Source organism: Corynebacterium auriscanis, assembly GCF_030408435.1.
Lineage (GTDB): Bacteria > Actinomycetota > Actinomycetes > Mycobacteriales > Mycobacteriaceae > Corynebacterium > Corynebacterium auriscanis.
Window position 1 is genome coordinate 1,146,359 of the sequence record NZ_CP047046.1, and the last position, 12,148, is coordinate 1,158,506.

Sequence of the window (12,148 nt, forward strand, 5' to 3'; positions counted from 1 at the left end):
CCAAGCAGCGTAGATTTATGAAATTGTGCAAGCAATTTTAGATCTGCCGTTGACCGACTTCACGGCGTCGGTGGTTATTACAATCTTGTCGGTGATTGCCATTATCGCCGCTACGTGGGGCTTTCGAGGGCATTCACTAGGGCGATCCATATTTCGTCCGGCGGTGTTGGCGCTAGGGATCGCGTACTTCGGCAAGCTGGTGTTCGAAAACCAATGGGGGGTTATTCCGGATAGGGTTCCGTGGGAATTGACTCTGGCGGTGGCCGGCACCATCTTTGTGGTCCTGTGCGCGTTTATGCAGCGCAGGCGCCGCGTAGTGGTATCGCTGCTGGTGGTTTTCAGCGTGCTCACGACCGTGATGCAGTTTAATGCTTTCTACCAAACGTTTCCCGATTTGCAGACATTGGAAGCCAGAAGCGTTGCTGCACAGATGGACTACCGGGAGTTTCAAAAACAAGACCGTGTTCCAAAAGTGAAAGGGCGCGAAGCTGGCGCCTTGGTGGAAGTTGCGTTGAACGGCGGGGAATCCGGATGGAATCCGCGACCATCATATGCGTACCTGCCACCAGCGTACTGGACTCGTGAGGAACCACTACCCGTTTTGCTGTTGATGGCGGGGAATCCCGGCACCCCTGACGAGTGGATTGATTCCGGCCGTGCTGTGATGATTGCCGACGCCTACCAGCAGGCCCACGATGGAGTATCGCCCATTGTGATGACGGTCGATGCCACGGGGTCTTTCACAGGAAATCCCGGTTGCACAGATGGGCCCCGCGGTAACGTGATGCGTTATTTGACGCAGGATTTGCCGAGGATTATTGGCGAGAAATTTACGGTCCAGCCAGACCGCTCCACTTGGACGATAGGGGGATTGAGTTACGGCGGAACGTGCGCACTGCAAGTGGTCACGAATCACCCGGAGGTCTACGGGAATTTTCTGGATTTTTCTGGCGAGCCCGAGATGTCGATTGGATCGCGCGAGGCCACGATCGGTGAGATTTTTGGTGGCGATGCCGACGCGTTTTGGGCGCAGGACCCGCAGGCGCAACTGCGAGCTGCTATGAGGACACGCGATCCAAAATACCGCGATATCCACGGGATCTTCGCCGTGGGAGTGGATGATAAAACCGTGCGACCACTGATGGAACCCATCAGTCGGTTAGCCAACGACGCCGGGATGCATACACGTATTCACGTTGTGCCGGGCGGGCATGATTACCAGGTGTGGAGGGTGGCTTTGGCGCAGACGTTTGAATGGGTGGCGCAGCAGGGCAAGTTGGGACCGCACGCCGAGGATGCCAAAGTGGTCGGCACCAACCGCGATGCTCTCGATGGCAAACCGCATGAAGATGCATTACCTTCGGAGGATCAACGCTGATGATCACGCCCTCAGGGCGGGCTGGTCTTAGAAACTAGAGGATCCGCCGCCACCGGAAAACCCAGAACTGAAACTGGTGTTCACGCCCGAACTCCCGGAACTGGAGGCAGCTGCCGTATCCGAGGAATGCCAGGTAGATAACAGCAGATACGGGTACCAGCCGTGATAACCGTAACCTGGGCGCCACGTGGAATCCCCAATATTGGGCGTGGAGTGTTCGCTGAGCTTGAGGTTCTTCATCTGCTTACTCAGCTGGTCCATGGCGTGGCCATGTTTGCGTAGAGCTAGAGCAAAGCGATCCATGAAATCCGGGGCAGCGGTAGTGCCCTCGAGGGCTCGCAGTTCCCCGTCTACTTCCTTCAATTCCGCCACCACAGTATCGAGCTGATGTCTGCCCAGTGTTTTGTTACTCAGGGTTTTATCATTCAGGGCTTCGGAGACGTCTTCACGCAAGGCAGCTAACTCGCGCCTGCGGACAACCTCATCGCCACGCTCCATCTCGAACAGCGTATTGATGTTTTGATCCGCGTTTTCTAGCGCGGAGACGGAGGCATGCGCGGTGGCGATATCTTTTCGCTTGGCGTAAAAGTCCTTATCTTGCGAATCGAGCGTCAAACCCAGACGATCCACCTGGTCATGCACCTGCAGGAAATCATCGCGGATGGTAGCCCACTGGCTGCGCAATTCCGCATGAGCTAGGGGAGAAGCGAGGGAATTGGCGCGAATGTCGATCTGGTCCAGTCTTTGCGCGGTGTCGCCGTAGGTGGCGGAAATATGGGAGAATTGCTCCTTAGCTGTCGCGATCTTCTTCTTTCGGGATGTCGCATAGGCCCCAATGGCGATGCCTCCACCCACTACCGCCACTCCACCCCCGATGCCGCCCACCACACGTGGATCAACGTCACTGGTCTCCGGCTCTAAGGAAGGATCGGCGGCAGCCTTTGTGCCCTCCAGTAACCCGGCGGCCCATTTTTGGTCCCTCAAGCTGGGTTTCATGTCGTCGAGGGAACGTTGCAGATGGCCATCGCCCGGCGTCAACTTGAGATCAGAGCACACATCGTTGCCGCAGTAGATACCGTTGTGGCGCTGCTCGGTGGAGACAGCGACAATGAGTTCGCCCAGTTTCCAGGTTCCGCCCTTATCAGTGCCGTCGGGTACTAGGTCCGGACGATTCGTGCCGATCCATTGCACGACATCATCGTTGAGGTTGTCGCTTCTGCCGTCAATAACTAAGTACGTCACGCTCTTCACGGATGGCGGGAAGTCAATCTTCTGCGTCTCCTGGATAAGAAAGCGCTCGTCGTTGGGCTTGATCGTGCCGGACGGATTCTCCACCTTCACCTGGACACTCTCTGCCCGTGTGGACTGACTAACCGGCGCACTAGGCGCGGTCGAGAGTGCTGCAGCTGTGGGCGTCGTCCCCACAAGAGCAATAACCGCAGCAGAGAGAGCTAGTGAACGAAGTCCCAAGTGAGTCATGCTTGCCAGTCTAGAGATTTGAAGCGAAAGCTGGGCGGAGAACTAGGGTGCTTGACGTGTCACCAAAAAGAGAGTTATGCTAGCACTGTCCGGTTGGCACACCCAAGCGGGCGGTTTGAATCAGGAAAACAATCACATTGAGGAGAGTTGACCATGAAGAAGATCGCAAATCTCGCTACTGCCGTTGCTGTTGCCAGTGGTCTGGCCCTAGGCGGGGCTGCTGCAGCTAACGCCAGTGAGCCGACGACGGAGGAACTGCGTCAGCAATACGCTGACACCCTGTACCAGTACTACCGTTAGGACACAGTGATCGCCCGCGTCGAAGAGTTACTTCGGTGCGGGCGATTTGCTATTCCTTGGGATAAGCACATCAGTAAGTGCCACACCAAAGGTGTTACGGTGATGGCCCATATCAACGACGCCGCGGAGTCCGTGGGGTAGTGCACGCCCCGGGTGACGACCGTCAACCAGATCGCGAACATCAACACCCCGGCCACGATTAACACCACAAGATGCGCTCTGTGTGCAGTTCGAGCATTGGGGAACTCGTAGGTCATCACCAGCATGACGAGGCTTACCGCCACCACGCCGAAAAATGCGCTGTGGCCACTGGGGTAGGACCAACCGGCCTGCAATGAATCGGTAGGGTTGCTCAACAGGGGCAGATCGGGGCGCTCCCGAGAGAAAACAAATTTGGCGCCCCACAGAGGGGCCCATGAGATCAAGATGGTGAAACCGCACACCCAGGGGTGCAGCGTGGGGCGGCGCAGCAGGGCGAGCACCACTATCACGATGAGTGTATAGATTGCCGCCTTCCTAGGGAGGAAGGTGACGTAAAACCAGTCCACTGTGGCGCCGAATGCGCCAGTGCGGTGATTGTTGAACCACTGGACTACGGGTAAATCGATCGCGCTGTGCTGGAGGGCGAAACCACCGGCCAGTACGAGTATTGCCCCCGCCATGGCTATTAAGACCAGGCGGGGGAAATGTGGACGGGGTGCGTCCGTATCCGGCGCAAGAGAAGATGGAATGGGATGGGACAATGTAAACCTTTGTCGGACTGACAGGATTTGAACCTGCGACCCCTACACCCCCAGTGTAGTGCGCTACCAAACTGCGCCACAGCCCGCTTGCTTAACCGTTTGGCTAAGCGTGGACTAGATTACACCATAGGGATTCGGGAATACTAATCGCCTTGCGTAACGGGTTCCTCGGTGATGATAATTCCGTCCGAATCGCAGTAAACGTAGTGGCCAGGGACGAAATCTACGCTACCCAGGCTGATGACCACGTCGCGGTCGCCCTCGCCGGTCTTGGAGGACTTTCGAGGGTTGGTGCCCAGAGCCTTGCATCCGAATTCCATGTCACCGATGACCTTGGAATCGCGGATGGGGCCGTTGACGATAACGCCCTGCCAGCCGTGTTCCTTACCTAAGCCCGCGATGATGTCACCAACCAGAGCGCTGCGCATAGAGGCCCGCCCGTCGATGACGAGCACTCCGCCTGGGTTGTCCTCACTCAGGATGGACTTCAGCAACGCATTGTCCTGGAAGCACTTCACCGTGGAGATCTTGCCGCAGAATTCCACGTTGCCACCGAAGTTGATGAACTGGGTATCGCAAGATCGCACGTCCTCTCCAATGATGTCTACGAGGTCGGCAGTGGGGATAAATTGAAGTTCGCTCATAGGAAAAGTGTACGTCGGTGGTCGAACCAGGTTGCGATGAGTTCCCCCACGCGCTGCCCACTGCCGCGGCGCTGCAGAAGATGGTCAATGTCCGGCATGGTGAGCAGACTAGAGATACGCGCAGGGGAGGAAACGAAGGAAAGGGCCTCGGCGTAATCCACCACATCATCGTCTGGGGCGTGAATCCCCAGGTGTTGGATTCCGCGCTGCTTGAGGGCTTGCATGTCGGCCTCAGGGTCAACGGAACGCAGATCGCGGAAGAATTCCGTCCCCACTGATACGCCGCGGTCCGAAATGGGAACCGTGCAGTCGTCGCGACTATCCTCCACGGCCGCTCCCAGCTCCGCCGCTACCTGGGGGATGGAATCCCACACATGGCGGGGGTCAAATGGCGTGCCAATAGTGGCCACCGCACGTACGGAATCCACCTGCGCAGCCGCCCGGATAACAGCGCACCCTCCCAAGGAATGCCCCACCAACAAGGACGGGCCCTGCGCGTGTGTTTCCAACCACGCGGCCGCAGCTAAGACATCTGCCACGTTGGAGCTGAGGGTAGTTTTCTCAAACGCGCCCCCGGACGTTCCCAAACCCGCCAGGTCGATCCGCAGGCTGGCCATCCCATGTTTGGCCAAGGTTTTGGAAATACGTGTGACCCCCACTGCCGTACGTGCACAGGTGAAACACGCCACCACGATGGCAGTGGGAACCCGGCCCTCTTGCAGCGTTTCTGCAGTCATTCCCGCTGGTGCGTCCACGGTGGCGCCTAGGTTGTAGGTGCCGTTGGGACCATGTGCCTCACCCGCGGGAATGGAAACATGGGTTGAAATGGTAGCGGGACTCATGGCGGTACCTTCTGGGGCTCGACTATCGTTGGTCTATTAGTAACAAACGCCTTGCGCCCCGCAAGGAACAGACGTCGATTATTCGAAGGGTAGGCCGCTCGCATGGCATTTGACTGGTTCTGGAAGGCAATGGGTTCCTCGCCAACGAAGAATCAGAAGAAAAGCAGGGCTGTCGTGGCGCAAGCCGGGGCGGAGCGTTTCGCGGAAGCCAGCGACGCGCAGCTGCGCGACGAGGCCGCGGCCACTATCGCCAACGCATGGCCACAGGCATCCTCGAGTGCCCACGATCCAGAAACGCTGGATGGGCCCCAGCCCACCGTTAAGGATGCACCAGCGCTGTTGGCAGTCCTGCGTGAAGCTGCGCGCCGCACATTGCACTTGGCCCCGTTCGACGTGCAGATGCAAGGCACTCTGCGATTGCTACATGGTGACGTGGTGGAAATGGCGACCGGTGAAGGAAAAACTCTCACCGGTGCAATGGCCGCGTGCGGGTACGCCCTCCAAGGCAAGCGGGTCCATGTCATCACCGTGAACTCGTACTTAGCCGGTCGTGACGACAAATGGATGGGCCCGCTTTTCGATTTCTTTGGGCTGACCCACGGGGCGATCAACGAAAACCACACTAGTGACGAACGCCGCGATATTTACTCCCGCGACATTGTTTTCGGCGCGATCAACGAGTTGGGCTTCGATGTGCTGCGCGATCAACTCATCACCCGCCAGGAAGATGCCGTCCGCACCGATGCAGACGTGGCCGTGATCGACGAAGCGGATTCCGTCATGGTGGACGAAGCACTCGTGCCCCTGGTCCTCGCGGGTTCCGAACCCGGCCCCGCCCCAGCCGGTCGCATCACGGACCTGGTGAAGTCCATGAAGGAAGGCGAGCACTTCCATATCTCCGAGGATCAACGCAACGTCTTCCTCACCGACGATGGCGCCGCTTATGTGGAACGGGAGCTTGGCATCGACTCGCTGTACGGCACTTCTGATCTCGACGCCACCACGGGCTCCGCTCAGGCCGTTGAAAAAGGGGAGGAGGCTAAGCCCGGCGACACCCTAGTGCAGGTCAACGTAGCGCTTCATGCTGAACATCTGCTGATCCGCGACGTGCATTACATCGTCCGCGACGGCAAGGTTGCCCTCATTGACGGTTCCCGTGGCCGCGTGGCCGACCTGCAGCGCTGGCCAGATGGACTGCAAGCTGCCGTGGAAGCCAAGGAAGGCCTGGATGTCACAGACGGGGGTCGCATCCTAGACCAAATCACCATTCAGGCACTGGTGGGAATGTATCCCGAGGTCTGTGGCATGACCGGTACTGCGTTGGCCGCTAGCGACCAGCTGCGGCAGTTCTACGACCTATTCGTTTCCGTCATTGAACCCAACGTACCCACGAAACGCTTCGACGAGGCCGATCGGGTGTACGTATCCGCCGAGGAACGCAACCGCGCGGTGATTGAGCACATCATCGACGTACAAAATACCGGGCAACCCCAACTGGTGGGAACTCAAGACGTCGCGGAATCCGAAGCATTGGCCGATGCTCTGGCGAAGGCCGGAGTGGACTGCAATGTGCTGAACGCCAAAAACCATGAAGCGGAAGCCGGCGTCATTGCAGAAGCGGGCCGCCCCGGCAGCGTGACCGTATCCACCCAGATGGCAGGGCGCGGTACGGACATCAAGTTGGGAGGGACCGATGAAACGGAACGCGAAGAAGTAGTGGAGACCGGTGGCCTGCATGTGGTGGGCGTGGGCCGGTACCGGTCGGCGCGATTGGACAGTCAGCTGCGCGGGCGAGCCGGGCGGCAGGGCGATCCGGGAAGTTCGGTGTTTTTCGTTGCATTGGAGGATGACGTTGTAGCCGTCGGTGGTGCGGGCGAAGAACTGCAGGCCCGCCCCGAGGACGATGGGCTGCTGCCGCAGAAGAAAGTTTTGCAGTTTGTCGATCACTGCCAGCGTGTGACCGAGGGCCAAATGCTGGATATCCACGCGACCACGTGGAAGTACAACAAGCTGATCAAGGACCAACGCGACATCATCAACGAGCGCCGCCGGCAATTGTTGACGACCGATGCCGCGTGGCAGGACCTCAGTTACCACGACGTAGATAAGGCCAACGCGTTGAAAAGCCGTGGGATTGAGCAGTCCGTACTGGAGCAGGCAGCGCGCGAAGTGATGCTGTTTCACCTAGATTCCGCGTGGAGTGACCACTTGGCGTACCTCGATGACATTCGCGAGTCGATCCACTTACGCGCCATTGCCCGCGAATCGCCCATCGATGAATTCCATCGGATGTCGATCGCGGCCTTTAAGGACCTTGCAGAGTCCGCAGTGGATAAGGCCCGCTCGACCTTCAGTGAGGTGGATATCGACGAGGAAGGTGCGCATTTGGAGGAGCTGGGGCTGCATAAGCCGAGCGCAACGTGGACCTACATGGTCAACGACAATCCGTTGTCCAGTGGCGGAGGATCCGTGGTCGGGTCGATTGCGCAGATGTTCCGCTAAGCAGGCGCTGGCGCCCTCGCTGTGAGGGCACAATTCCATAACCATTTGATCTCAGGTTGGGGTGGGGCCTACAAAATGCGCACCGGGGTAGTATGGTTGAAAGCGTTGTACGTGGAACCTGCGTGCACCAGTGGGTTCACCTCGAACGAGGGGAGCGATGGGCTGGTGAGGGCGACTAGGTTCCAAGCCCTAAACGTTCCAGAGAGGACTAGAACATGAGCGAAAACACCGGAGTTCCGGAGGCATCTGTCGAGACGACGTCTGTGTTCCGCGCTGATCTCCTGAAGGAAATGGAGTCCGGCTCTCAAACGGATGCTGCTCCTGCCGGTGTGGAGGGCCTGCCCGAAGGCTCCGCACTGCTCGTTGTGAAGCGTGGACCAAACGCCGGCTCCCGCTTCCTGTTGGACCAGGACACCACCGCTGCGGGCCGTCACCCTGACAGCGATATCTTCCTTGACGATGTCACCGTATCCCGTCGCCACGCAGAGTTCCGCCGCAATGGCGATCAGTACGAGGTTGTCGATGTGGGATCTTTGAACGGAACCTACGTTAACCGCGAGCCAAAGAACTCCTCTGTGCTCAGCAACGGCGACGAAATCCAGATCGGCAAGTTCCGCCTGGTTTTTCTTAACGGCACCAAGTAGGGAGTAGGACACAAGTGAGCGCTCAGGCCGCACGCGCGCAAGCCGCCCGCAAGGTCTCCTCATCGACCGGGGTAAGTCAGGTTCTGCCCACCTCGTCCATTGGCGATGTGCTGAAGCAGCTGAAGCCGGACTTCCCCGATGTCACTGTGTCCAAGATCCGCTTCCTCGAGTCCGAAGGGCTCATCAGCCCGCGGCGAAGCCAGTCCGGATACCGGCGTTTCTCTCCCGACGATATCGCCCGTTTGCGGTACATCCTGACTCACCAACGGGATAACTACTTGCCACTCAAGGTTATTCGCGAGCAGCTGGCCGCGATGGATTCCGGCAAGGTCACTCCGGTGAGCGCTAAGCAGGGGCGCACCGGTGCTGTGAGTGCCGATCAGTTGCGTGCTGCGGAATCTCGCCGTCTGACTCGAGCGGATGTGACTGCTCGCGCTGGTGTGAATGATTCTTTCACCGGCAGTGTAATCCGCATGGGTTTGATCAATGCCGATGGTTCGGGGTTCTATTCCGTCGATGACGTGGAAGTTGTCCAGCTAGCTCATTCGTTGACCGAATACGGGCTGGATTCCCGTCACTTGAAGTCGCTGCTGACAATCGCTAATCGTCAGTACGACATTGTGGCGCGGGTGTCTGAGCCCCTCGCACACGGCAGGGATGAGAACGCCCGTCAGCGTTCTTTGGAGACCGCGCGCGAGGTGAGCGCCTTGTTGGTGTCTCTCAACACAGCCTTGGTTAAGGGGAATCTCGGCTAGTGCGTTCCCTCAATTTCATCGGGCGCCTAAATTCGACGTTCCTCTCGGAGGCGGAGTGGAATGCAGCGAGCCCCGATGTTCTCGTTTTCGGTACTGCGGATTTCACCCATATTTTGCCGGTGTGGGTGGAGCGCACGCACAACTTTGGTGGCCGCCCCACCGATGCAGTGGTGCTGGCTACTATGTTGGCTTTAGATTCGGATGGCCCCGTGTGGTCCGCGGAGATCGCAACCGGCGCGCGCGGGCAATTCACGGCAGCGCTGACCGCGGGGGATCGATACATCGATTGCCGCCCCAGCCTCCTGGAACCATTAGTTCGTACCGGCGCGGTCCGGGAGCTTCGCATGAAGCCCGCCTTGGAATCTGCCCTCATTCCGGTCAACCGGGAGTGGTTGGAGAAGCTGCAGGCTGCTTGCGGGGAGCAGGTTTATCGCTTTATTGAACGACGCCCCGCTGCGTCCGATCCCGGCCGGGAATGGGCGGATGACCTGTTCGACGACGATAAGGGTGTGGAGGATTCCGATACTTTTGCCACACTTATTGACGAGGGCTTTGAACCCGAGCGCGTGCGATTGGTCATGGAAACCGATGATGAAATGCAGGGGCCCGGGGGAGTGTTTTTGCGGTGGTCAGGACTGAATCTGGGTGTTCCTGCGGACGTTCGCGAGGGGTTTGAGCGCATGTGGGAAGCGCTGGGGTTAGATGATGAACTCGACGCGTGGTTGTCGGACACGGTCAATGAATCCGATGGGGATGCACCGCGCGAGTAGTTTCTCTGGGAACACGATAATGAGGGCGCTTGGCGCCCTCATTTTTTTTCTATGACTCACGCGCGTGTTGTTACATGCGTGAAATTTGTGACTAGTGTTAAACTGAACCCTGAAGTTGAACTCAAAGGTTAGAGTTTCACTATTTCTTCGAGCGATTTAGGCCGTGCTGTTGACGCAGGGCGAAAACTTGAAGAAGATAAACAAGAGTTGAAATTACACTCGTGGAAATTTAGCGAGTGTCACACAGCGCCAGGAGCGACGTTTTATGAGCACCAAGAACTTCGAGCCCCAACAGGATGCCCTCTTCGACATCAACGGGCCCGACGAGGAAGTGGGCTACCGCGTACCCATTGCGTGCCAAGTCGCGGGTATTACCTACCGGCAGCTGGATTACTGGGCACGGACGGGGCTCGTCCAGCCGACTATCCGCACGGCGGCGGGCTCCGGTTCCCAGCGTCTCTACTCTTTCCGTGACATTCTGGTCCTGAAGATCGTCAAAGGGCTCTTGGATACGGGCATCTCGCTGCAGAACATCCGCAAGGCAGTGGAGAAATTGGAAAACCTTGGTGTGGATGACCTCTCCGGTATCACGCTCGTATCGGATGGCACCACCGTGTATGAATGTCGCTCTCCGGAAGAGGTCATCGACCTCCTCAACGGCGGTCAAGGAGTCTTCGGCATCGCAGTTCCCGGATTGATGAAGGAATTGACCGGCACGATTACCGCATTCCCATCGGAGAAGGTGGCGCAAGATCCAGCGATCGACGAGCTGGCGGAGCGCCGCCGTCGTCGGATGGCCTAGGCGAACTAACCGCAGCGTTCTATCAGCTAGACGGAGCTATAGCCTTTATCGCAACGCTGCAGTCAGAGCGCGATCGAACTGCAAAGAATCCGGCGAGTAGTGCACTTTACCTCCCGCAGCCCCCGCAATGGTTTCCATTGCGGGGCGTTCTACGTTTGGCCCAATGGCCACCACGTCGAGGCGCACCGGGGCCTTTCCGTGCAACGCACGGATCTGCGCTGCTGCCGTGTCGAGGGTCAGCCTGCCACCATCATTGGGCCCATCCGTGATGAGAATAACGCGGGCAGGAGTTTGTGCCTTGGAGTCGCCTGCACCCGCAACGGCCGAGGCGTATGCCGCTGCAATGGACTCATAGGTGTGAGTACCGCCCTTCGCGCCCAACTGGTTTAGGATCGCCACGGCGATGGCGCCATCGTCCCGGTTCGTGATATCCACGTTATTGCGGAAAGGGGTGCGCGCCCCCTCACTCAAAGGGGATGAGTAGTTCCACAGTGCAACGGCCCCACCGCGCTGACCAACGCCGTGCATTGCCTGGGCCAACGAGCCCCGGATGTTGTTCAACCGTGTAGCCGAACCTTCCACCAACGTCATTGATCCCGAAGTATCTAGGACAAACGTTACATCGCGTGGCGCTGATGCGGGGGCCTTGCGGGCATCGGGAGTGGCACGTGATTCGGGGGTGGCCTGTGTCGGGGTGGTCGCAGAAACGCTGTCAGCTCCGTTGTCCAAGGCGAACTGTTCAAAGTCCTGGGCTGCGCGCCTAGCTTGTTCGTCGATCCGGTCACCAGCGCTCAACAACAACAGACTGCCACCACCGATCTTGGCCATGTCTCCGGCACCGACGTGCATCCCGGCGCGATTGGCCGCGGTGATGGCGCCGTCGGTATCTGCGGGCAACCATGCCGCCACATTCCTGGGGTTTTGGAGCTTGGATTTTACGTCGGCATCGGATGCCTGGGTAAAGGAGATCGAGGTGCACTTATCGCGAACCACGCGATTGCTGGCGTTGTATTTTTCGGCGAACTGTTTGGCTGCGGCCTCCCGCTCCGGCGCTGTCCACGCCTCGAGAGTGTAGTCACCTTCCGCACATGCCGGGGTGTTGACCTCTGCCTGGTTGTCTGCGGCGATCTTCTGCCAACCGAACACTAGCGCAGCGACAGCAATGAAAGTGATGAGAACTACCCACACCCATCCGGCGAGCTGAAAGCTAGATTTGCCACTGGAATGCCGAGCCATTGATCCTCCGACTAGTCTTCACGCTTGATGTTTGTCAGCTTATCGCATGCGTG

General features: G+C 58.5%; 12 protein-coding genes and 1 tRNA gene. 7 read left to right on the forward strand and 6 right to left on the reverse strand.

Features of this window, described 5'->3' with window-relative positions; genetic code table 11:
- The first annotated feature begins 25 nt into the window (after positions 1-25).
- Positions 26-1,378, forward strand: coding sequence for an alpha/beta hydrolase (locus CAURIC_RS04765; RefSeq protein ID WP_052094641.1), 1,353 nt, complete (start codon positions 26-28; stop codon positions 1,376-1,378).
- Between the two features lie 27 nt (positions 1,379-1,405).
- On the opposite strand, the gene CAURIC_RS04770 is transcribed toward CAURIC_RS04765, so the two are convergent.
- Positions 1,406-2,857 (reverse strand): DUF5129 domain-containing protein, encoded by a 1,452-nt coding sequence (locus tag CAURIC_RS04770; RefSeq protein WP_035112775.1) that lies wholly within the window; start codon positions 2,855-2,857, stop codon positions 1,406-1,408.
- A 153-nt stretch (positions 2,858-3,010) separates the two neighbouring features.
- On the opposite strand from CAURIC_RS04770, the gene CAURIC_RS04775 reads away from it, so the two are divergent.
- Positions 3,011-3,157 carry a hypothetical protein gene (locus tag CAURIC_RS04775; protein ID WP_156963320.1) on the forward strand — a complete coding sequence of 49 codons (147 nt, stop codon included), beginning with the start codon at positions 3,011-3,013 and terminating at the stop codon, positions 3,155-3,157.
- Here the strand turns inward: CAURIC_RS04775 and CAURIC_RS04780 are convergent.
- The 4 genes from CAURIC_RS04780 to CAURIC_RS04795 form a co-directional block, all read right to left on the reverse strand.
- Entirely contained in the window at positions 3,154-3,900 is a 747-nt protein-coding gene (locus tag CAURIC_RS04780; RefSeq protein WP_156963319.1) for a phosphatase PAP2 family protein, read from the reverse strand. The genes CAURIC_RS04775 and CAURIC_RS04780 overlap by 4 nt on opposite strands.
- 12 nt (positions 3,901-3,912) lie before the next feature.
- Positions 3,913-3,986 (reverse strand) — tRNA-Pro (locus tag CAURIC_RS04785).
- A 57-nt stretch (positions 3,987-4,043) separates the two neighbouring features.
- Positions 4,044-4,544, reverse strand: coding sequence for a ribonuclease E activity regulator RraA (rraA, locus tag CAURIC_RS04790; protein WP_035112771.1), 501 nt, complete (start codon positions 4,542-4,544; stop codon positions 4,044-4,046).
- Positions 4,541-5,386, reverse strand: a complete 846-nt coding sequence (locus CAURIC_RS04795; RefSeq protein WP_052094637.1) for an alpha/beta hydrolase family protein — start codon at positions 5,384-5,386, stop codon at positions 4,541-4,543. The genes rraA and CAURIC_RS04795 overlap by 4 nt, the downstream gene beginning before the upstream one ends.
- A 102-nt stretch (positions 5,387-5,488) precedes the next feature.
- Here CAURIC_RS04795 and secA2 point away from each other — a divergent pair, with 102 nt between their 5' ends.
- The 5 genes from secA2 (at position 5,489) to CAURIC_RS04820 (ending at position 10,859) form a co-directional block, all read left to right on the forward strand.
- Positions 5,489-7,888: an accessory Sec system translocase SecA2 gene (secA2, locus tag CAURIC_RS04800; protein ID WP_035112769.1), complete on the forward strand. Its 2,400-nt coding sequence runs from the start codon at positions 5,489-5,491 to the stop codon at positions 7,886-7,888.
- Between the two features lie 215 nt (positions 7,889-8,103).
- Positions 8,104-8,532: an oxoglutarate dehydrogenase inhibitor Odhl gene (gene odhI / locus CAURIC_RS04805; protein WP_035112767.1), complete on the forward strand. Its 429-nt coding sequence runs from the start codon at positions 8,104-8,106 to the stop codon at positions 8,530-8,532.
- Between the two features lie 14 nt (positions 8,533-8,546).
- Entirely contained in the window at positions 8,547-9,287 is a 741-nt protein-coding gene (gene ftsR, locus CAURIC_RS04810) for a transcriptional regulator FtsR (RefSeq protein ID WP_070434013.1), read from the forward strand.
- Positions 9,287-10,057: a hypothetical protein gene (locus tag CAURIC_RS04815; protein WP_070434014.1), complete on the forward strand. Its 771-nt coding sequence runs from the start codon at positions 9,287-9,289 to the stop codon at positions 10,055-10,057. The genes ftsR and CAURIC_RS04815 overlap by 1 nt, the downstream gene beginning before the upstream one ends.
- A 265-nt stretch (positions 10,058-10,322) precedes the next feature.
- Positions 10,323-10,859 carry a MerR family transcriptional regulator gene (locus tag CAURIC_RS04820; protein WP_035112762.1) on the forward strand — a complete coding sequence of 179 codons (537 nt, stop codon included), beginning with the start codon at positions 10,323-10,325 and terminating at the stop codon, positions 10,857-10,859.
- Between the two features lie 45 nt (positions 10,860-10,904).
- On the opposite strand, the gene CAURIC_RS04825 is transcribed toward CAURIC_RS04820, so the two are convergent.
- Entirely contained in the window at positions 10,905-12,095 is a 1,191-nt protein-coding gene (locus CAURIC_RS04825; RefSeq protein ID WP_052094635.1) for a vWA domain-containing protein, read from the reverse strand.
- Between the last annotated feature and the right edge of the window lie 53 nt (positions 12,096-12,148).